This is a genomic window from Stutzerimonas sp. LR2, from assembly GCF_055755175.1.
Map to the genome: position 1 here is coordinate 560,883 of NZ_JBVTRR010000003.1, position 21,438 is coordinate 582,320.

Consider the following 21,438-nt stretch of genomic DNA (forward strand, 5'->3'; position numbering starts at 1 on the left):
TTCGAAAGAGGATCAGGGGCGCTCGTCGGCCTCTTCTTCCACCACCGGCGGAATCAGGTCGTCACGCGTGAGTTTGAGCCAGACCAGCAGCGTGCCGGCAACGTAGACCGACGAGTAGGTACCAACGCCGACGCCGATCAGCAGCGCCAGCGAGAACCCCCACAGATTCTCGCCGCCGAAGACCATCAGCGCCCCAACTGCCAGCAGCGTGGAGACCGAAGTGGCCATGGTGCGCAGCAGCGTCTGGGTGGTGGAGATGTTGATGTTCTCCAGCAGCTCAGCCTTGCGCAGCATGCGGAAGTTCTCGCGGATCCGGTCGAAGATGACAATGGTGTCGTTCAACGAGTAGCCGATCACCGCCAGCACAGCCGCCAGCACCGTCAGGTCGAAGGAGATCTGGAAGAAGGAGAACACGCCCAGGACCACGATCACGTCGTGGAACAGCGACAGCACGGCGCCGAAGCCGAACTTCCACTGGAAGCGGAACGCCACGTACACCAGGATGCCGCCCAGCGCCAGCAGCATGCCGAGACCACCCTGGTCGCGCAGCTCTTCACCGACCGCCGGCCCGACGAACTCCACGCGCTTGACGCTGACCGCGTTGCCGCCATCGGCGTTGCGCAAGGCGCTGGCGATGCGCTCACCCAACTGGGGATCGTCGCCCGGCATGCGCACCAGTACGTCGGTAGTCGCACCAAAGCTCTGCACCACGGCGTCGGTGAAGCCGGCCTGGACCAGCTGACCACGAACCTGCTCGAGCTCGACTGGACGCTCGTAGCCCAACTCGATCAGCGTGCCGCCGGTGAAATCCAGCCCGAAATTCAGCCCCTTGACCACCAGGCTTCCCAGCGAGGCGACCGTGAGCAGCACGGTAAGGGCGAAGGCCACATGGCGGACGCCCATGAAATTGATAACGCGTTTCATCGTGCTAGCCCCTTAAATCCACAGCTTCTTGAGATCGCGGCCACCGTAGATCAGGTTGACCATGCCGCGCGTCACGATGATTGCGGTGAACATCGACGTCAGGATGCCGATCGACAGGGTCACCGCGAAGCCCTTGATCGGGCCGGTACCCATGGCGAACAGGATGCCGCCCACCAGCAAGGTGGTGAGGTTGCCGTCGAGGATCGCCGAGAAGGCCCTGTCGAAGCCCTCGTGGATGGCCCGCTGGATCGACATGCCATTGGCAATCTCCTCACGAATACGCGAGAAGATGAGCACGTTGGCGTCCACCGCCATACCCATGGTCAGCACGATACCGGCGATACCTGGCAGGGTCAGCGTGGCGTTGAGCATCGACATCAATGCCGTCAGCGCGACCATGTTGAACAGCAGCGCAATGGTGGCAAGCACGCCGAAGAACTTGTAGATCAGCACCATGAAGATGGCGACGAAGAGGAAGCCCCACATCGCGGCCTGCACGCCCAGCTTGATGTTCTCGGCGCCCAGGCTCGGACCGATGGTACGCTCCTCGGCGAAGTACATCGGCGCCGCCAGACCACCAGCGCGCAGCAGCAGGGCAAGCTCCGACGATTCGCCCTGACCATTGAGGCCGGTAATGCGGAACTGACTGCCGAGCGGCGACTGGATGGTCGCCAGACTGATGATCTTCTTTTCTTCCTGGAAGGTCTCGACCCGCACTTCCTGCTCGACGCCATCGACCATCTGCCGCACGTAGCGAGTCAGCGGCCGCTGCTCGATGAAGATCACCGCCATGCTGCGCCGGACATTGCTGCGGGTAGCGCGGTTCATCAGATCGCCGCCATGTCCGTCGAGGCGGATGTTCACCTGCGGGCGGCCATTTTCGTCGTAACTGGCTTGCGCATCGGTCACCTGATCACCGGTGATGATCAGGGTACGCTCGAGCTGCACGGGCGGACGACCTTCCTCGCGGAACTCGAAGGTTTCGGTCGAGGCGCGCGGCGCATCGGACTCGGCCGCAAGGCGGAACTCCAGATTGGCCGTCTTGCCGAGAATGCGCTTGGCTTCGGCAGTGTCCTGTACGCCCGGCAGCTCGACCACGATCCGGTTGGCCCCCTGGCGCTGCACCAGCGGCTCGGCGACGCCCAGCTCGTTGACGCGGTTGCGCACGGTGGTCAGGTTCTGCTTGATCGAATATTCGCGGATCTCAGCCAACTTGGCCTCGGTCAGCGTCAGACGCAGCACGAACTGGCCGTTGCGCTCGCTGGTGGTCAGCTCGAAATCGGTGAAGTTCTTGCGAATCAGCGACTGAGCGGCGCTGAGGGTTTCCTGATCGGCGAAGCCCAGCTGCACGGCATCCTTCAGATTCGGCAGGCTGCGATAGCGCACGCGCTCCTTGCGTAGCAGGCTCTTGACCTCGCCTTCGGAGACATTAAGCCGCGTCTCGATGGCCTTCTCCATATCGACTTCCAGCAGGAAGTGCACGCCGCCGGAGAGGTCGAGACCGAGCTTCATGGGGCTGGCCCCGAGACTGCGCAGCCAGTCTGGAGTGGTCGGTGCAAGGTTGAGCGCAACGACATAGGCATCACCCAGCGTGCGCCGAACGATATCTTTGGCCGGCAGCTGATCATCCTGACGCTCCAGACGCACGAGACCACCACGGCCCTGTTCGTCGAGCGAAGCGGACTTCACCGCAATGCCACCTTCTTCGAGCGCCTGGCTTATGCGCTCGAGATCGGCCATACCGATCTCCTGTGCCGCGCTGGCACCGGTGACCTGGATCGCCGGATCGTCCGGATAGAGGTTGGGCGCCGAATAAACAAAAGCAACCGCGAGCACTGCCAGAATCAGCAGGTATTTCCAGAGAGGGAATCTATTGAGCATGACGCAGCCCGTTTAATGAACGCGGGGCGCCTTGCGCGCCCCGTCGGTGTTGAATGAAGTCAGCTCAGATCGCTTTCAGCGTGCCCTTGGGCAGCGTGGCGGCGATAGCCACTTTCTGGAACTTCAGCTCAACGTTGTCGGAAACCTCGATCACCACGAAATCGTCAGCGACCTTGGTGACCTTGCCGGCGATGCCGCCGGAGGTGACCACTTCGTCGCCCTTCTGCAGGCCGGCGATCAGGTTCTTGTGTTCCTTGGCCCGCTTGGCCTGGGGGCGCCAGATCATCAGATAGAAGATGACCAGAAAACCGACCAGAAACACCCACTCGAAGCCAGTGCCGGCAGGACCAGCGGCAGCCTCCTGGGCATAGGCGGCGGGAATCAGAAAGCTCATGTAGCACTCCTGTTGCAGAAAGGATTGTTTTGCTCTGGCACGTCACGCAAGCGGCGGCGTTGGCAGACCGCGCTTGGCATAAAAGGCGTCGACAAAGGCCGCCAATGTACCCTGTTGAATGGCGTCGCGTAAACCAGCCATCACCCGCTGGTAATGCCGCAGGTTGTGGATGGTATTCAACATGCTACCCAGCATTTCGCCGCATTTATCCAGGTGATGCAGATAGGCGCGGGAGAAGTGTTTGCAGGTGTAACAATCGCAGCTCGGATCGAGTGGCGAATCGTCGTGCTTGTGCACCGCGTTGCGAATCTTGATGACGCCGGTGTCGGTGAACAGATGGCCGTTGCGCGCGTTACGCGTCGGCATCACGCAGTCGAACATGTCCACGCCGCGCCGCACCCCCTCGACCAGATCTTCCGGCTTGCCCACGCCCATCAGATAGCGCGGCTTGTCGGCTGGCATCTGCGGCGGCAGGAAGTCCAGCACGCGAATCATCTCCTCTTTCGGCTCGCCCACGGAAAGCCCGCCAATCGCCAGGCCGTCGAAGCCAATCTCGCACAACCCGTCCAGCGAGCGCATGCGCAGCGATTCGTGCATGCCGCCCTGAACGATGCCGAACAGCGCCGACGGGTTGTCGCCATGAGCGACCTTGGAGCGCTTGGCCCAGCGCAGCGACAATTCCATCGAGCGGCGCGCGACGTCCTCGTCAGCCGGATAGGGCGTGCACTCATCGAAGATCATCACGATATCCGAGCCCAGGTCACGCTGGACCTGCATGGACTCTTCCGGCCCCATGAACACCTTGGCGCCATCGACCGGCGACGCGAAGTAGACGCCCTCCTCCTTGATCTTGCGCATCGCCCCCAGACTGAACACCTGAAAACCACCGGAATCGGTAAGGATCGGCCCCTGCCACTGCATGAAGTCGTGCAGGTCGCCGTGGCGCTTGATCACTTCGGTGCCGGGTCGCAGCCAGAGGTGAAAGGTGTTGCCCAGGATGATCTGCGCACCGATCGCTTCGATGTCCCGCGGCAGCATGCCCTTGACGGTACCGTAGGTGCCTACCGGCATGAAGGCCGGCGTTTCCACGGTTCCGCGAGGAAAGGTCAGGCGCCCCCGACGCGCCTTGCCATCGGTGGCGAGTAGCTCGAAAGACATGTGGCAGGTACGGCTCATCGGGTTTCCTCGGGACCGCGCGCGGCGGGGTTGCGGGTAATGAACATGGCGTCGCCATAGCTGAAGAAGCGGTAGCGCTGAGCCACAGCCTCGGCATACGCCGCCATGGTTTCCGGGTAGCCGGCAAAGGCAGAAACCAGCATCAGCAGCGTCGACTCGGGCAGATGGAAATTGGTCACCAGCGCATCGACCACATGAAAGGTCTTGCCCGGATAGATGAAGATATCGGTGTCGCCACTGAACGGCTTGAGCTCGCCGTCGCGTGCAGCCGTTTCCAGCGAGCGGACACTGGTGGTACCCACTGCGATCACCCGACCTCCGCGCGCGCGGCAGGCCGCCACCGCATCGACCACCTCCTGCGTCACTTCCAGCCACTCACGATGCATATGGTGTTCTTCTATGCGCTCCACGCGCACCGGCTGGAAGGTGCCGGCACCGACATGCAGGGTGACATAGGCGGTCTGGACCCCGGCATCGCGGAGTGCATCCAGCAGGGCCTCATCGAAATGCAGCCCGGCGGTCGGAGCCGCCACGGCGCCGGCTCGCTGCGCGTAGACGGTCTGGTAGCGCTCGCGATCGGCGGCATCGTCCGGCCTGTCTATATAAGGAGGCAAAGGCATGTGACCGATGCGCTCGAGCAGCGGCAACACGTCCTCGTCGAAGACGAGTTCGAACAGGGCATCGTGCCGCGCGACCATTTCAGCTGCGCCACCACCGTCGAGCAGGATCTGAGAGCCGGGTTTGGGGGACTTGCTCGAGCGCACATGCGCCAGCACGCTGCGATTGCCGGTCACGCGCTCGACCAGAATCTCCAGCTTGCCGCCGGTAGCCTTCTGGCCAAACAGCCGCGCCGGGATGACCCGCGTATTGTTGAAGACCATCAGATCACCGGGCCGCATGTAGTCCAGCAGATCGGCAAAGTTGCGGTGCGACATCTGCCCGGACTGACCGTCGAGCACCAACAGCCGGCTCGCTCTGCGCTCGGCAAGTGGATGACGGGCGATCAGGGCGTCGGGGAGCTCGAAGTAGAAATCGGCGACTTGCATGGGCGGTTTCGGGGCGCGGAAAGGGCGCAAATGTTATCCGAAAGACGTCGAGCTGGCCACGCCAAACGATTGACCACTCAGCCCCGCATCCCTATACTGCGCCGCCACTGTGCCTCGATGGCGGAATCGGTAGACGCAGCGGATTCAAAATCCGCCGTTGGTAACAACGTGAGAGTTCGAGTCTCTCTCGGGGCACCATCACAGTACCAAGCCTGTGCGCAGCGAGCTCCGTATCGATATGCGACACAGGCAGAAGCGCCAGCTTTACCGCCTTCTCGCTGACTGAAAACAACACAGTCAGCCGTGGCTTTGACGATCCGCCGTAGCGGAGAAGCATGTCGAACCACCCTTCAAAAGCGCTGAAATGGCGCCGCCTGGACAGGCAAATTCTATGGCTCCGAGGGGTTGGCATTCCCCGGCGAGTTATCGTAGAGTGTGCCCACTGTGTTTGCATGGGTCGCTGTTGAATCGTGACCTGGTGCAGTAGATCTTCAGATCCGCTACTCCGCTCGACTCTCTTACTCCTTGCAACCAGTTCCAGCTTCCTGCTTTGCGGGGGCAATTCTACTTTTGAGTTTCAAGGATACAAAGACATGTCGAATCGTCAGAACGGTACCGTCAAGTGGTTTAACGACGAGAAAGGTTTTGGTTTCATCACTCCTGAGAGCGGTCCGGATCTGTTCGTGCACTTCCGCGCGATCGAAGGCAACGGCTTCAAGAGCCTGAAAGAAGGCCAGAAAGTCAGCTTCATCGCCGTGCAAGGTCAAAAGGGCATGCAGGCCGACCAGGTTCAGATCCTGGGCTAAGCCTTCTCTCCGAAAAGCCCCTGATGGCAACATCAGGGGCTTTTTTATGCGCGCAATTCCGTAGAATGTCCCGCCTTCCCCTTGATCGAGACAAGCAATGCGCCGACATCTGCTGAGCCCGCAGGGCCAATTCCCCGCTGCCGGTCTGATGCGCCGACTGGCAGCAATGTTCTACGACAGCCTGCTCTGCATCGCCCTGATGATGGTGGTGACCCTGTTCTATCAACAAGTGCTGCTGCGCCTGCTATATGGCAGCGACCAACTGAAGGTGCTCGCCGACGCCGGCCGCCTGGATATCGACCCACTGCTCTCGACGCTGCTGCTGTTCAGCCTGTTCGGCTTCTTCGCCAAGTTCTGGACCCATAACGGTCAGACGCTGGGCATGCAGGTGTGGGGCATCCGCATCCAGAACAGCGACGGCCGCGCCATCGATCTGTGGCAGGCGCTGCTGCGCTTTCTGATCGCGATCGTTTCGCTGCTGTGCCTGGGAATGGGCTATTGGTGGATGCTGATCGACAAGCAGAAGCGCACCTGGCACGACATCTATTCCGAGAGCCAGGCGGTGCAGCTGCCGAAAAACATCCACAAGAAGTAATCGCAGCGCCCGAGCCACCAGACCTGGCCGGCCGCGCGCCTCTCTACCGGTCGCCGTCGCCATGCGCGACGGCGATACCTCAGCCGGCGCGCCTCAGCAACCAGGCGCCGATCAGCGCACAGACACAGGCCGGCAACACCACCGCCAGCAGCGGCGAGAAACCGAACACCTGACTCGCCGGCCCCAGCAGATCCTGAATGATCCGGAACACGAAGCCGACGACCACGCCGGTGAAGATCCGCTGCCCCAGCGTCACCGAACGCAGCGGCCCGAAGATGAAGGAAATCGCCAGGAGCACCAGCGCCACGGTGACCGCCGGCTGCAGGACCTTGGTCCAGAACGCCAGCCAGTAGCGGCTGTTGTTCAGCCCCTGCTCGCCCAGATAGTGAATGTATCGCCACAAGCCGGTGATCGACAGCGCCTCCGGCTCCATCACCACGGTGCCGAGCAGCTGCGGTGTCAGCTGGACGTCCCAACGCTCCTCGGGCGCGCGCGCGACTTCGGTGTGATCGCCACGAAAATGGGTGGTGGCAATGTTCTCGAGCCGCCAGTGATCGCCCTGATAGCTGGCGCGACGCGCGAAGCTGGAGGACAGCAGGCGACGCTCCTCGTCGAAGCGGTAACGCGTGACCCCCACCAGCACACCGCCGGGCTGTACCGCGTTGACGTGCACGAACTCGTTTTCCTGACGATGCCACAAGCCGCGCTTGCTGCTTTGCGCCTCACCCGCCCCCTGCGCCAGGGAACGCCTGGCCTGGGCGATGTCTTCGGTCAGCGGCGCAACATACTCGCCAATCAGAATTCCCGCGACGAGAAGAACGAGCATCGGCTTCATCACTGACAGTACGATGCGCCCCAGGGACACCCCAGCCGCGCGCATGATGGTCAGCTCGCTGCTGCTGGCCAGCGTGCCGAGACCGATCAGACAGCCGATCAGAGCCGCCATCGGCAGCATGTCGTACAACCGGCGCGGCGAGGTCAGCAGGACGTATTGCAGGGCGTCGCCCAGACCGTAGTTGCCCTGGACGTCGCCCAGCTCGTCGATGAACGCGAACAGCAGCGCCAGACCGACGATGATGCCGAGCACCGTGAGGATGGCGAGAAAGACGTGGATACCGATGTAGCGATCGAGCTTAACCACGAGCCACCTCCAGCTGCGCGCGACGCTTCTTCATTCGCAGCCTGATGGGCTCCCAGAACAGCATCAGCAGGCCGATCGCCAGAAACAGCCCGTGCACCCACCACAGACCCAGCGCCATGGGCAGGCGACCCTTGTCCAGTGCACCACGCACGGCGATCAGCAGCGCGAGATAGGTCATGTACAGAAGGATGGCCGGCAGCAGCTTGAGGAAGCGCCCCTGCCGCGGATTGACCTTGGCCAGCGGCACGGCGAGCACGGTGACGACGAATACCAGCAGCGGCAGCGACAGCCGCCAGTGCAGCTCGGTGCGGTGCCGAAGGTTATCGCTACCCAGCAGCTCGCGGGTCGGCATCGCCTCGCGCTCGCTCAGCTCCATGCTCACTTCCGGCTTGGGCAGCAGCACACCGTAGGTGTCGTACTGAATCGCACGGTAATCCGCCTGCCCCGGGTTGCCGTCATAGCGATAACCATTTTCCAGAATCAGGTATCGGCTGCCGTCCGGCTGAATCTCCTGCCGACCGCTCTCGGCGACGAGTACGGACAGCCCGCTCTCCTTGCCGGTCTGACGCGAAACGTTGGTCTCGGAAATGAACACGCCGCCCAGCTCACTGCGGTCGGCCGAGAGCTCACGGGTATAGGTGACACGCGAACCGCCGCGCAGGGTCTGGAAACGCCCTGGCACCAGGGTGTCGAACTCGGTCAGCGAATCCTGCTGATTGAGTATCCGATCCACCTCGGCGATGCCTTGCGGCGCCAGGCCCAGGCTCAGCCAGCCGACCAGCGCAGCGACCAGGGCTGCCGGTGCCAGGCTGTAGGCCAGCAGGCGTCGCTGACTCATGCCCGTGGCCGAGAGCACGGTCATTTCGCTTTCCAGATAGAGGCGCCCGTAGGCCAGCAGGATGCCGAGGAACAACCCCAGCGGCAGGATCAGTTGCAGGAAGCCCGGCAGGCGGAAGCCCATGATCAGCAGCAGCACGCCCGGATCGAGCACCCCCTGCGCAGCCTGGGCCAGGTACTTGATGAAGCGGCCGCTCATGATGATCACCAGCAGCACGGCACTGACCGCGCTCATGGTGATCAGCAGCTCTCGGGACAGGTAACGAAAGACGATCAAACCAGACACTCCAGGGTTGTCAGGCTCTGGCGGCAACGCTCAAACTAGCCGCCAGTTGCCGGCCCGCCGCAGCAGACCGTTGGAAATTGGTAATGGCGCGCAAGTCGCGTCGTCGCGATCACTGACAAGCTCAGGCGATTGCAACGTTTCTAGCCTAGCGCAGTCGTCAAGTAACGACCGAACAGGCGAACCACCGGAAAATAAGCCCGGCATTATCCTGCAAACCCGACTCTTTGTCTTGGGGACACCACGTCATGGAATTTGTTGTCAAAAGCGCCAAAGCCTCCACCCAGAAGACCGCCACCCTGATCCTGCCGCTCGGCGAGAACTGCCAGCTCGGCAGCGTCGCACAGAGCGTGGACAGCGCCAGCGCTGGCGCGCTCAGCACTGCGCTCAAGCGGGGCGACATCCAGGGCAAGCCGGGACAGACGCTGCTGCTGCACGGCCTGCCGGGCCTCAAGGCCGAGCGGGTACTGCTGGTCGGCACCGGCAAGGCGGATGAACTCGACAGCCGCCAATGGCGCAAAGTGGTCAATGCAGCGCTGGCGGTCATCAAGAATCTGGGTGGTGGCGATGCTGCTTTCGCCATGCAGGACGTGCAGGTCAAGGGGCGCGACAGCTATGCCCGCACACGCCTGCTGGTGGAGATCGTTGCCGACGGCCAGTACGTGTTCGACCGATTCAAGAGCAAGAAGGCCGAACCGCGTGCACTGCAGAAGATCATCCTGCTCTGCGACAAGGCCGAACAGGCCGGCGTCGAGCGTGCCGCCCGCGAGGCCTCGGCGATCGCCACCGGCATGGCCTTCACCCGCGACCTGGGCAACCTGCCGCCGAACGTCTGCCACCCGACCTTCCTCGCCGATCAGGCCCGGCAGCTGAGCAAGGCCTACAAGGGCGTCAAGCTCGATGTGCTGGACGAGAAGAAACTGCGCGAACTCGGCGCCGGCGCGTTCCTCGCGGTATCCCAGGGCAGCGACCAGCCGGGCTGCATCATCGTTCTGCAGTACAACGGCGGCAAGAAGGGCGACAAGCCCTACGCACTGGTCGGCAAGGGCATTACCTTCGACACCGGCGGCATCAGCCTCAAGCCGGGCCTGGGCATGGACGAGATGAAGTACGACATGGGCGGCGCCGCCAGCGTGCTCGGTACGCTCAAGGCCGTGCTCGAACTGCAGTTGCCGATCAACCTGGTCTGCCTGCTGGCCTGCGCCGAGAACATGCCCAGCGGCGGCGCGACTCGCCCGGGTGACATCGTCACCACCATGAGCGGCCAGACCGTTGAGATCCTCAACACCGACGCCGAAGGCCGACTGGTGCTGTGCGACACCCTGACCTACGCCGAGCGCTTCGAGCCGCGAGCCGTGGTCGACGTGGCCACCCTGACCGGCGCCTGCATCGTCGCGCTGGGCAGCAATACCTCGGGCCTGCTCGGCAACAACGACGAGCTCATCCAGCAGCTGCTGCAGGCCGGCGAAAGCGCCGCCGACCGCGCCTGGCAATTGCCGCTGTTCGACGAGTATCAGGAGCAGCTGGACAGCCCCTTCGCCGACATCGCCAATATCGGCGGGCCCAAGGCCGGCACCATCACTGCCGCCTGCTTCCTCTCGCGCTTCACCAAGAAGTACCCCTGGGCCCACCTGGACATCGCCGGCACCGCCTGGACCAGTGGCGGCAAGGAAAAAGGCGCGACTGGCCGTCCCGTGCCCCTGCTGACCCAGTATCTGCTGGACCGGATCAACGGATGAGCCCGATCACCGCGCGTGACAGCGGCCGACACGGCCCCGCGCTCGCCGGGCCGGCGGGCGCACGTCCATGACACGCATCGAGTTCTACGTGCTGCCGGACGACAACCCGCTCGGGCGGCTGCGCGCGGCCTGCCAGCTGGCAGCCAAAGGCTGGCAACATGGCCTGCAGGTATTCGTCCGCTGCAGTGACGAGGACCAGTCGACCCGGCTCGACGAGCTGCTCTGGAGCTTTCGCGCGGAACGTTTCATCCCGCACGAGCAGTACGCCGAGGAGGTGCAGGCGCCAGTGGTCATCGGGCTCGAACAGGAACCACCGACCGCCCAGGGCCTGCTGATCAACCTGGCACCGACACTCTCGGCTCATATCGACCGTTTCAGCCGTGTCATCGAGATCGTCAACCAGGAGCCGCAGCTGCTGACCGCCTGCCGGGAGAATTTTCGCCTGTATCGGCGCCAGGGCTATGATCCACAAAGGGTCGAGCTCTAACCGCTCCAATCTTTAGACAGCAAGGGATACCCCCTGGCAAACAGCCGGGATGCACCAGCCCGGAACCACGCAGATGACACCGAAAGCCCCGAACAAACCCGCCGAACTGCTGAGCGATCTCGAATCCATTCGCGCGCTGCTCGGCGACGATTTCCCTGACACCGCCGCAACAGGCGCCCCCGTGGATCCGGACAGCATTCCGCTGCTGTCCGATATCGTCGAACCCGGGCCGGCCATCGCAGCGGCCACCCCCAGCGACGACGAGCCACGGGAAACCAGCGTGCGCAGCGCCTTCCGCTCGCTGGCCGAGCGGCATATCGATCACGAGTTGCGCACCGCGGCCAACCTGATCCTGCAGGAAGTGATCGACGACTTCGTGCCGCAGATCGAAGCCGAGCTCAAGCGCCGCCTGGAAAGCCGGATCGACCGGCTGGTGCGCACACCCCCGCCTCGCAGCTGACCCATGAATGCGTAGTTAATCCGCACGGCCGCGAAATCTCGCGGCCGTTTGCCTTTATACTTGCCCGTTTTTCCGACCAGCCGTTTTAAGGGTCCCGCCGCATGGACAAGACCTACCAGCCGCACGCCATCGAGACTTCCTGGTACCAGACCTGGGAATCGAACAATTACTTCGCCCCACAAGGCTCCGGCGAGCCCTACACCATCATGATTCCGCCCCCGAACGTCACCGGCAGCCTGCACATGGGCCATGGCTTCAACAACGCAATCATGGATGCGCTGATCCGCTGGCGCCGCATGCAAGGCCGTAACACCCTGTGGCAGCCAGGCACCGACCATGCCGGTATCGCCACGCAGATGGTGGTCGAGCGCCAGCTGGCCGCGCAGGGCACCAGCCGTCATGACCTGGGACGCGAGAAGTTTCTCGAGAAGGTCTGGCAATGGAAGGAAGAATCCGGCGGCAACATCACCCGGCAGATCCGTCGCCTGGGCAGCTCGGTGGACTGGTCGCGGGAGCGCTTCACCATGGACGACGGCCTTTCCGAGGCGGTCAAGGAAGCCTTCGTACGCCTGCATGAAGACGGCCTGATCTATCGCGGCAAGCGTCTGGTCAACTGGGATACCAAGCTGCACACCGCCATTTCCGATCTGGAAGTGGAAAACCACGACGAGAAGGGTCACCTCTGGCACCTGCGTTATCCGCTGGCCGATGGTTGCAAGACCGCCGATGGCCTGGATTACCTGGTGGTCGCCACCACCCGCCCGGAAACCATGCTCGGCGACGCCGCCGTGGCAGTGCATCCCGAGGACGAGCGCTACAAGAATCTGATCGGCCGCCACGTCATGCTGCCGCTGGTCAACCGCCTGATCCCCATCGTGGCCGATGACTACGTCGATCTCGAGTTCGGTACCGGCTGCGTGAAAATCACCCCCGCTCACGACTTCAACGACTACGAAGTCGGCAAGCGCCACCACCTGCCGCTGATCAATATCTTCGACCAGAACGCCTGCGTGCTGGCCCGCGCCCAGGTGTTCAACATCGACGGCACGGTGAACGACAAGATCGACGGCAGCCTGCCGGACGGCTATGCCCACATGGACCGTTTCGATGCGCGCAAGGCCATCGTCGCCGAGTTCGAGGCCATGAGCCTGCTGGAAAAGATCGACGACCACGCGCTGAAGGTCCCGCGCGGCGATCGCTCGGGCACCATCATCGAGCCCTGGCTGACCGACCAGTGGTACGTTTCCACCAAGCCGCTGGCCGAGAAGGCCATCGCCGCCGTGGAAAGCGGCGAGATCCAGTTCGTGCCCAAGCAGTACGAGAACATGTATTTCAGCTGGATGCGCGACATCCAGGACTGGTGCATCAGCCGCCAGCTCTGGTGGGGCCATCGCATCCCGGCCTGGTACGACGAAGCCGGCAACGTCTATGTCGGCCGCGACGAAGTGGAGGTACGCAGCAAGTACAACCTCTGCAACAACGTCGAACTGCGTCAGGATGAGGATGTGCTGGACACCTGGTTCAGCTCCGGCCTGTGGACCTTCTCCACCCTCGGCTGGCCGCAGCAGACCGAATTCCTCAAGACCTTCCACCCCACCGACGTGCTGGTCACCGGCTTCGACATCATCTTCTTCTGGGTCGCCCGGATGATCATGCTGTCCACCCACCTGACCGGGCAGATTCCGTTCAAGACCGTTTACGTGCACGGTCTGGTCCGCGATGGCCAGGGGCAGAAAATGTCCAAGTCCAAGGGCAACGTGCTCGATCCGCTGGACATCGTCGATGGCATCACCCTCGATGAACTGCTGACCAAGCGCACCAGCGGCATGATGCAACCCAAGCTGGCCGAGAAGATCGCCAAGCAGACCCGCGCCGAATTCCCCGAAGGCATCGCCAGCTACGGCACCGACGCCCTGCGCTTCACCTTCTGTTCCCTCGCGTCGACGGGCCGCGATATCAAGTTCGACATGGGTCGTGTCGAGGGTTACCGCAACTTCTGCAACAAGATCTGGAACGCCGCCAACTTCGTCTTCGAAAACACCGAGGGCAAGGACACCGGCGTCAATGGTGAGCCGGTCGAGCTGTCCTCGGTAGATCGCTGGATCATCTCCGCGCTCCAGCGCACCGAAGCCGAAGTGACCCGCCAGCTCGAGGCCTTCCGTTTCGATCTGGCCGCCCAGGCGCTCTACGAGTTCATCTGGGACGAGTACTGCGCCTGGTATCTGGAGCTGGTCAAACCGCTGCTGTGGGACGAGACCGCCAGCGCTGAACGCCAGCGCGGCACCCGTCGCACCCTGGTGCGCGTACTGGAAACCGCACTGCGCCTGGCCCACCCGTTCATGCCGTTCATCACCGAGGAAATCTGGCAGCGCGTCGCGCCGCTGGCCGGCAAGTCCGGGCCGACGCTGATGCTGCAGCCCTGGCCGGAATTCAACCCGGAACGCATCGATGAAGCCGCCGAAGGCGATATCGAGTGGGTCAAGGCCTTCATGCTCGGCATTCGCCAGATCCGCGGCGAGATGAACATCTCCATGGCCAAGCGTATCGACGTCGTGCTGGGCAACGCCTCGGCCGAGGACCAGCGCCGTCTGGCCGACAACGAGCCGTTGCTGAAGAAACTGGCCAAGCTGGAAAGCGCACGCCTGCTCGGCGACGGCGAAGAAGCGCCGCTCTCGGCGATCGCCCTGGTGGGCGACATGCAGGTGCTGGTGCCGATGGCCGGCCTGATCGACAAGGACGCCGAACTGGCACGCCTGGACAAGGAAATCGCGCGCCTGGACGGCGAGGTCAAGCGCGTCGGCGGCAAGCTGTCCAACGCCGGCTTCGTCGACAAGGCGCCGGCCGAGGTGATCGACAAGGAGCGCGCCAAACTGGCCGAGGCCGAACAGGCCAAGGCCAAGCTGCAGGAACAGCGCGACCGCATCGCCACGCTCTGACGCGAGCCCGGCAAAACAGAAAGGCCAGCCCGAAAGGTGCTGGCCTTTTTGCTTAAGGCGGTCATCTTGATTGATGACAAGTTATTACCGGCATCGCTGATACACTATGTCGCACATGAAACACCCCTTTACATACTGGCAGGCCGTTATAGCCAAAACGAACCGCTCGACGATGTGAAATGAGCACCCGCTGCGAAGCGCCGATGCACGGCGCCGAACGCGCACCGTTCCCCTGGGCAGACCACCGCCTCGACTTGTTTCACCTTCGACAGCCAATCGTGCCCCTGCCAGCCGCCGAGGCTGCGTCGCCACGTCCGCATGCCCGGCAAGGTTCCTCAAGATGGAGTCCCTCCGATGTATGCACTCATGGCTGTCGTGTTCGTCATAGGCTATCTATGCATAGCCTTCGAGCATCCCCTGAAGATCGACAAGGCCGCTGCGGCGATTCTCACCGCGGTGCTCACCTGGACCATTCTGGTACTGGGTGCCGACCATATCCTCCCGCTGCTGCAACACGGCAGCCACGATCCGGCGGATTCGTCGGCCGTGGTGGTCGAGGCGCTGCGCCACCACCTCGGTGAAGTGTCGGAGATCCTGTTCTTCCTGCTCGGGGCGATGACCATCGTCGAGCTGATCGACTCCCACGAGGGCTTCAAGGCCATCACCGACCGCATCCAGACCCGCAAGCGCGTGCACCTGCTGTGGATCGTCGGCTTCCTCACCTTCTTCCTCTCCGCGGCACTGGACAACCTGACCACCACCATCGTCATGGTCTCGCTGCTGCGCAAGCTGATCCGCGGTCGCCCGGAGCGCTGGCTGTTCGTCGGCGTCGTGGTGATCGCCGCCAACTCCGGCGGTGCCTGGTCGCCCATCGGTGACGTGACCACCACCATGCTCTGGATCGGCAATCAGATCACCGCCTCGGGCGTGATCGTCAACCTGTTCCTGCCGAGCCTGGTCTGCCTACTGGTGCCGCTGATCATCCTCAGCTTCACCCTGCGCGGCGAAGCTCCACGGCCGCGGCCGCGTGCCCACCTGGCCGAGAAGCACCCGCCGACCACCACCGTTTTCGAGCGCAACCTGGTGCTGGGTCTCGGCCTCGCCGCCCTGCTGTTCGTGCCGATCTTCAAGACCGTGACCCACCTGCCACCGTACATGGGCATTCTCTTCGGCCTCGGCGTGCTCTGGGTGACCACCGAATTCATTCACCGCAACAAGAATGCCGAGGACAAGCACCCGCTCTCGGTGGTCGGCGTGCTGCGCAAGGTCGACACCCCCAGCGTGCTGTTCTTCCTCGGCATCCTGCTGGCGGTTTCCAGCCTCGCCACCGCGGGCCATCTGACCCAGGTTGCCACCGCGCTGCGCGAGTCGCTGGGCCATATCTATGCGATCAACTACGCCATCGGCCTGCTCTCGGCCGTGGTCGATAACGTGCCGCTGGTGGCCGGTGCGATGAAGATGTACCCGCTGGTGAGCGAGAAGATGTTGGCGGCTACCGCTGCAGAAGAACTCGGCTGGATGTCGCAGTTCGTCGTCGACGGCAACTTCTGGGAAATGCTGGCCTACTGCGCCGGCACCGGCGGCAGCACGCTAATCATCGGCTCGGCCGCAGGTGTCGCCGCGATGGGCATGGAGAAGATCAGCTTCACCTGGTACATCAAGCGCGTCAGCCTGCTGGCCTTCCTCGGTTACACTGCGGGCGCCGCGACCTACATCGGCATGCTCGCCCTGCGCTGAACGTAGCGAGCCCAGCCAGGTCGCTGTCCCCACAGACGACCTGGCCAGGGACCTTCCATGACCGTCAGCAAGACCAAAACCAGCTTCTACCGCCGTCTCTACGTCGCCTGGCTGATCGACAGCGGCACCGCCTGCAGCGTCCCGGCGTTGATGGAAGCCACCGGCATGCCGCGCCGCACCGCCCAGGACACCCTGGCCGCCCTGGCCGACCTGGATATCGACTGCGTCTTCGTCCAGGACGACGGCGAACGGCATAACGCCGGGCGCTACCTGATCCGCGACTGGGGCGCCATCGACAGGGGCTGGATCGAACGCCAGCTGCCGCAGATCAAAGCCATTCTCGATTACCCCTGATTGCCATGAACGGCGATCTGCTTCTGGTCCTCGCCCTGCTGGCCGGCTGCGTCGGCCTGTTCGTGCTGAACAGGCCGCGCATGGACGTGGTCGCGCTGCTGGCCATGGTCGCCCTGCCCCTGACCGGTGTGCTCAGCGTGCAGGAGGCATTGGCCGGCTTCAGCGATCCGAGCGTGGTGCTGATCGCCGCACTGTTCGTCATCGGCGACGGCCTGGTACGCACCGGCATCGCCTACCGCCTGGGCGACTGGCTGATGCGCGCCGCCGGCAGCAGCGAAACGCGCCTGCTGGTGCTGCTGATGCTGGCGGTCGCCGGGCTCGGCTCGGTGATGAGTTCCACCGGTGTGGTGGCCATCTTCATTCCCGTGGTGCTGGGTATCGCCAACCGCATGAAGGTCTCGCCGCGGCGCCTGCTGATGCCGCTGGCCTTTGCCGGCCTCATCAGCGGCATGCTGACCCTGGTGGCGACGCCGCCGAACCTGGTGGTCAACAGCGAACTGCGCCGCGCCGGCCTCGAGGGTTTCGCCTTCTTCGACTTCACGCCCATCGGCCTGGCGATCCTGGCGCTCGGGGTTGGCTACATGCTGCTGGCGCGTCGCTGGCTCGGCTCCGACAAGCACGGCCCGGCCGTGGAACCGCGACACACCTTGGCCGATCTCGCACGAGATTACCGGCTCGACGAGCGCGAGCGACGCCTGCGCGTGTTGCCCGGCTCGATCCTGGCCAATCAGGCACTGGACGCCCTGCGGCTGCGCAGCGAGTACGGCATCAACGTGATCGCGGTAGAGCGCCACGAACGTTTGCGCAACCTGCTGCTGATGGCCACCGGCAATACCGAACTGTTCGTCGGCGATGTCTTGCTGGTGGACCTGGCCAGCCCGGCCATCGGCCTGCTCGGTGCCTACCGCGAACTCGGTCTCGAGCCGCTGCAGCTGAGCACCTCCTACTATGCCGACCACGCCCGCGAGCTGGGCCTGGCGGAAGTGGCGCTGCCACCGGACTCGCGCCTGCCGGGCAAGACCATCCAGCAGCTGGGTTTTCGCAGTCGGCACAAGCTCAACGTCGTCGGGCTGCGGCGCAATCGAGAGGCGCTGCAGGGGCTGCTGGTGGACGAGAAGCTCAAGCCGGCCGACACCCTGCTGGTTGCCGGCAGCTGGAAGCACATCCACCGCCTGCAGGGTCTGAGCCGCGATTTCCTGGTGCTGAGCCTGCCGGCGGAGGTGGACGACGTGGCGCCCGCGGCCAACCAGGCGCCATTCGCCCTGCTCGGCCTGGCGCTGATGGTCGCACTGATGGTCAGCGGCCTGGTGCCCAACGTGCTGGCGGCGCTGATCGGCTGTCTGGTCATGGGTCTGTTCCGCTGCATCGACATGGACAGCGCCTACAAGGCGATCCACTGGCAGAGCCTGGTGCTGATCGTCGGCATGCTGCCGTTCGCCCTCGCGCTGCAGAAGACCGGCGGCATCGCCCTCGCCACCTCGGGGCTGGTCGGTCTGCTCGGCGATGCCGGGCCGCACGCGCTGCTCGCCTGCCTGTTCCTGCTCACCGCACTGATCGGCCTGTTCATCTCCAACACCGCCACCGCCGTGCTGATGGCGCCGGTGGCGCTGGCCACCGCCGAACAGCTGGGTGCCTCGCCGTACCCGTTCGCCATGATCGTCGCGCTCGCCGCCTCGGCCGCCTTCATGACGCCGATCTCCTCGCCGGTGAACACCCTGGTGCTCGGCCCGGGGCAGTACCGTTTCGGCGACTTCGTGCGCATCGGCGTGCCCTTCACCGTGCTGGTGATGACCGTCGCGGTGCTGCTGGTACCGCTGGTGTTTCCGCTCTGAGACGGCACCACGCAGGGCGCCGTGACGCTCAATGTGGCATGGCGGGCAAGTGGCACAGCCGTTAAGCTCGGGGCCTCATTCGAAAAAGAACAACTCCATGCCTCAACGCGTCGCGCTGTTTCCGGTCCTGCTGGCCGGTGCCATTCTTTTGCTGGTCGTCCACGGCCTTGGCCGCTTCGTATACACCCCGCTGCTGCCCTGGCTGGTGGAAGACGGCCTGCTGACCGTGCAGGAAGGCGCCAGCATCGCCAGCTGGAACTACCTCGGTTACCTGATCGGCGCACTGCTCGCGGTGCGCTGGCACCGCGTCGCGCAGATCCGCCGCAGCCTGCCCTGGGCACTGGCGTTGCACGTGCTCAGCAGCCTGCTGCAGACCCAGGCCGAATCCGCCGATGCCCTCGCCGCGCTGCGCCTGGCCAACGGCATCAGCAATGGCCTGGTGTTCGTCCAGGCGCCCTCGCTGATCCTCGAGTGGCTGGCACGACAGCAACGCGTGTCGGCCAGCGGGCTGGTCTACCTCGGCGTTTGCGTCGGCCTGATCCTGTCCAGCCTGCTGGTCAGCCTGAGCGACGGCTATCTGCTGGGCGCCGATCGCTGGTGGCCGGCGGCGCTGCTGTCGATACCACTGGCCTGGTGGGGCTGGCGCCAGCTTTCGCGACTGGACCTGCCAACCGAGCAGGCACCCGCCCCGTCCGCGACGGCGCCGAGTGGCAAGCTGCTCGACCGCGCCAGCACGCCACTGTTTCTCTCCTACGCCGGCGCCGGGATGGGCTACATCCTGCCGATGACCTTTCTGCCCATGGTGGCGCGCCTGCAGGTGGAGCCCGGCGACTTTCTCATCGGCGGCAGCTGGCTGGTGGTGGCGCTGGCAACCCTGCCCTCGCCCTGGCTGTGGAACCGTCTGGGTGTGCGCCTGGGCGACGACATCGCCCTGCGCCTGAGCTATCTGACCCAGCTGCTCGGCGTGCTGGCCGCTCTGCTGTTGCCGGGGGCCGTCGGCATCCTGCTGTGTGCGGTGCTGGTCGGCGGCACCTTCCTCGGCACCGTACTGCTGACCCAGCGCCTGGCCCGCGCGCTGCAGCCACATCAGGGCCCACGCCTGTCGGCGGCACTGATCGCGCTGTACGGCCTGACCCAGCTCGCCGCGCCCTGGCTGACCAGCATCTGGATGGGCATGGGCGGCAGCCTGCACAGCGCCTTCTGGCTTGGCGCCGGCGCGCTGCTCTGGGGGCTGCTGTGGATGCTGATGGTGCCGCGCCGGCACTAGCCAGCCGAGGCGGTTGTGGGACAATGCGCGCCCAGCCGCCAACCTCCAGTCGACCCGATGCCACGCAAAACCTCGTCCCAGCCGCGCCCTGCCGAGCCGAAGGCCGTGCTGCATCCACGCAACCGCCACAGCGGCCGCTACGACTTTCCCAAGCTGATCGCCGCCTGCCCGGAGCTGGGCGAGTACGTCATCCTCAATCCCTACGGCAAGCAGAGCATCGACTTCGCCAATCCGGATGCGGTAAGGGTGTTCAACCGCGCACTGCTGCGGCAGTTCTACGGCATCCAGCACTGGGACATTCCTGCCGGCTACCTCTGCCCGCCGGTGCCAGGGCGGGCGGATTACCTGCACGGCCTGGCCGACCTGCTGGCCGCCGATAACGCCGGCGTCATCCCGCGTGGCGCCGCGGTCCGGGTGCTCGATATCGGCACCGGCGCCAACTGCATCTACCCGCTGATCGGCCATCGCGAATATGGCTGGCGCTTCACTGGCAGCGACATCGACGCCACGGCGCTGGCCTCGGCGCGCACCATCGTCGCGGCCAACAGGCTAGACAAGGTCATCGAGTTGCGCCGGCAGGACACCTCGACGCAGCTCTTCAAGGGCATCCTGGCGGCGGACGAGCGCTTCGAGTTGACCCTGTGCAATCCGCCATTCCACGCCTCGCAGGCCGAGGCTGCCAGCGGCAGTCAGCGCAAGTGGCGCAATCTTGGCAAGCTGGACCCGAGCCGCAAGCTGCCGAAGCTGAACTTCGGCGGCCAGGCGGCAGAGCTCTGGTGCGAGGGTGGCGAGGCGGCATTTGTTGCGCGCATGGCGGACGAGAGCGTGGCGTACGCCAAGCAGGTCTACCGGTTCAGTACGCTGGTATCGAAGGGTGGCAACGTGGCACCGCTGATGGTGCGCTTGCAACGCCTGGGTGCGCTGCAGGTTCAGGCGCTGGATATGGCCCAGGGGCAAAAGAAAAGTCGCTTCGTCACCTGGACTTTTCTCGATGCAGCCGAGCAGGCTGCCTGGCGCACCGAGCGCTGGCCGCGGTCCTGACCGCGGCGACGCTCAACGCCGTAGATGCATCAGACGGCAATATCCCAGACCTGGCGGTCTTTGAGCGCCAGCGTACGGATGTAGCGCGGCTCGCCGTTGATCTCTTCCAGTTCGGTCATCCCGGCCAGCTCGCCCACCACGCGGTATCGCTTGCCGACGCGCTTGTCCTTCAGCGGATAGAGCTTGGCGATTTGCTGGGCGAGTTCGGTGAGAGTGGACATCGGTTATTGCTCCATTGACTGCGTGCGGCAGGTATTTACCAACTGTTGATGACGGTTATGCGACAGCCGTGCCTGAAATCAGGGGACGCGGACAGTCACGTGTTAGTGGGCGTGCACGCACAAATGCCGATAGCTTGCTGCTAAGAACCGGCGATTTGTTCTTAACTTCTTCTACGCCGCTTCGTCTTTGAGCAGTGAACGGCCAATTGATTCCCTGCTTGCCGTACCGTTTGGCGGCCGTTGCGGTCGCCAGACTGCGGGAGCGGAAGAAGAAAACGGAT

General features: G+C 64.0%; 19 protein-coding genes and 1 tRNA gene. 12 read left to right on the plus strand and 8 right to left on the minus strand.

The window, feature by feature from the left end:
- Positions 1–12 precede the first annotated feature (12 nt).
- The 5 genes from secF to queA all read right to left on the minus strand — a co-directional run bounded on the left by secF (position 13) and on the right by queA (position 5,421).
- Positions 13–924, minus strand: a complete 912-nt coding sequence (gene secF / locus ACVRRC_RS13550) for a protein translocase subunit SecF (protein ID WP_011914143.1) — start codon at positions 922–924, stop codon at positions 13–15.
- A gap of 12 nt (positions 925–936) precedes the next feature.
- Complete coding sequence (secD, locus tag ACVRRC_RS13555) at positions 937–2,805, minus strand: protein translocase subunit SecD (protein ID WP_061374199.1); 1,869 nt, start codon at positions 2,803–2,805, stop codon at positions 937–939.
- Positions 2,806–2,869: 64 nt separating this feature from the next.
- Positions 2,870–3,199, minus strand: coding sequence for a preprotein translocase subunit YajC (gene yajC / locus ACVRRC_RS13560; RefSeq protein ID WP_014597404.1), 330 nt, complete (start codon positions 3,197–3,199; stop codon positions 2,870–2,872).
- A 42-nt stretch (positions 3,200–3,241) separates the two neighbouring features.
- Positions 3,242–4,357, minus strand: coding sequence for a tRNA guanosine(34) transglycosylase Tgt (tgt, locus tag ACVRRC_RS13565; RefSeq protein WP_020307028.1), 1,116 nt, complete (start codon positions 4,355–4,357; stop codon positions 3,242–3,244).
- A 14-nt stretch (positions 4,358–4,371) separates the two neighbouring features.
- Positions 4,372–5,421 (minus strand): tRNA preQ1(34) S-adenosylmethionine ribosyltransferase-isomerase QueA, encoded by a 1,050-nt coding sequence (gene queA / locus ACVRRC_RS13570; protein WP_061374197.1) that lies wholly within the window; start codon positions 5,419–5,421, stop codon positions 4,372–4,374.
- Between the two features lie 111 nt (positions 5,422–5,532).
- Here queA and ACVRRC_RS13575 point away from each other — a divergent pair.
- The 3 genes from ACVRRC_RS13575 to ACVRRC_RS13585 all read left to right on the plus strand — a co-directional run bounded on the left by ACVRRC_RS13575 (position 5,533) and on the right by ACVRRC_RS13585 (position 6,822).
- Positions 5,533–5,619 (plus strand) — tRNA-Leu (locus tag ACVRRC_RS13575).
- 395 nt (positions 5,620–6,014) lie between these two features.
- Entirely contained in the window at positions 6,015–6,227 is a 213-nt protein-coding gene (locus ACVRRC_RS13580; protein WP_003246255.1) for a cold-shock protein, read from the plus strand.
- 97 nt (positions 6,228–6,324) lie between these two features.
- On the plus strand, positions 6,325–6,822 hold the full coding sequence (locus ACVRRC_RS13585; protein ID WP_013983657.1) for an RDD family protein: 498 nt from the start codon (positions 6,325–6,327) through the stop codon (positions 6,820–6,822).
- Between the two features lie 79 nt (positions 6,823–6,901).
- Here ACVRRC_RS13585 and lptG read toward each other — a convergent pair whose 3' ends face one another.
- Both lptG and lptF read right to left on the minus strand, forming a co-directional pair.
- Positions 6,902–7,963: an LPS export ABC transporter permease LptG gene (gene lptG, locus ACVRRC_RS13590; protein ID WP_013983658.1), complete on the minus strand. Its 1,062-nt coding sequence runs from the start codon at positions 7,961–7,963 to the stop codon at positions 6,902–6,904.
- Positions 7,956–9,077, minus strand: coding sequence for an LPS export ABC transporter permease LptF (gene lptF / locus ACVRRC_RS13595; RefSeq protein ID WP_013983659.1), 1,122 nt, complete (start codon positions 9,075–9,077; stop codon positions 7,956–7,958). The genes lptG and lptF overlap by 8 nt, the downstream gene beginning before the upstream one ends.
- A gap of 254 nt (positions 9,078–9,331) precedes the next feature.
- Between lptF and ACVRRC_RS13600 the strand changes: the two genes are divergently transcribed.
- From ACVRRC_RS13600 to rlmF, 9 genes are all read left to right on the plus strand, one after another.
- Positions 9,332–10,822 (plus strand): leucyl aminopeptidase, encoded by a 1,491-nt coding sequence (locus tag ACVRRC_RS13600; RefSeq protein WP_192476496.1) that lies wholly within the window; start codon positions 9,332–9,334, stop codon positions 10,820–10,822.
- 67 nt (positions 10,823–10,889) lie between these two features.
- On the plus strand, positions 10,890–11,309 hold the full coding sequence (locus tag ACVRRC_RS13605; RefSeq protein ID WP_011914152.1) for a DNA polymerase III subunit chi: 420 nt from the start codon (positions 10,890–10,892) through the stop codon (positions 11,307–11,309).
- A 73-nt stretch (positions 11,310–11,382) separates the two neighbouring features.
- Positions 11,383–11,769 carry a hypothetical protein gene (locus tag ACVRRC_RS13610; protein WP_019406745.1) on the plus strand — a complete coding sequence of 129 codons (387 nt, stop codon included), beginning with the start codon at positions 11,383–11,385 and terminating at the stop codon, positions 11,767–11,769.
- Positions 11,770–11,870: 101 nt separating this feature from the next.
- Positions 11,871–14,705 carry a valine--tRNA ligase gene (locus ACVRRC_RS13615; RefSeq protein ID WP_472997116.1) on the plus strand — a complete coding sequence of 945 codons (2,835 nt, stop codon included), beginning with the start codon at positions 11,871–11,873 and terminating at the stop codon, positions 14,703–14,705.
- Between the two features lie 354 nt (positions 14,706–15,059).
- Complete coding sequence (gene nhaD, locus ACVRRC_RS13620; protein ID WP_011914155.1) at positions 15,060–16,442, plus strand: sodium:proton antiporter NhaD; 1,383 nt, start codon at positions 15,060–15,062, stop codon at positions 16,440–16,442.
- A gap of 57 nt (positions 16,443–16,499) precedes the next feature.
- Positions 16,500–16,796, plus strand: a complete 297-nt coding sequence (locus ACVRRC_RS13625; protein ID WP_011914156.1) for a winged helix-turn-helix domain-containing protein — start codon at positions 16,500–16,502, stop codon at positions 16,794–16,796.
- A 5-nt stretch (positions 16,797–16,801) separates the two neighbouring features.
- On the plus strand, positions 16,802–18,628 hold the full coding sequence (locus tag ACVRRC_RS13630; RefSeq protein WP_408103669.1) for an SLC13 family permease: 1,827 nt from the start codon (positions 16,802–16,804) through the stop codon (positions 18,626–18,628).
- Positions 18,629–18,725: 97 nt separating this feature from the next.
- On the plus strand, positions 18,726–19,895 hold the full coding sequence (locus ACVRRC_RS13635; protein WP_013983665.1) for a YbfB/YjiJ family MFS transporter: 1,170 nt from the start codon (positions 18,726–18,728) through the stop codon (positions 19,893–19,895).
- 57 nt (positions 19,896–19,952) lie between these two features.
- Positions 19,953–20,936, plus strand: a complete 984-nt coding sequence (gene rlmF, locus ACVRRC_RS13640) for a 23S rRNA (adenine(1618)-N(6))-methyltransferase RlmF (protein ID WP_011914159.1) — start codon at positions 19,953–19,955, stop codon at positions 20,934–20,936.
- Between the two features lie 29 nt (positions 20,937–20,965).
- Here rlmF and ACVRRC_RS13645 read toward each other — a convergent pair whose 3' ends face one another.
- Complete coding sequence (locus tag ACVRRC_RS13645) at positions 20,966–21,157, minus strand: hypothetical protein (protein WP_011914160.1); 192 nt, start codon at positions 21,155–21,157, stop codon at positions 20,966–20,968.
- Positions 21,158–21,438 lie beyond the last annotated feature (281 nt).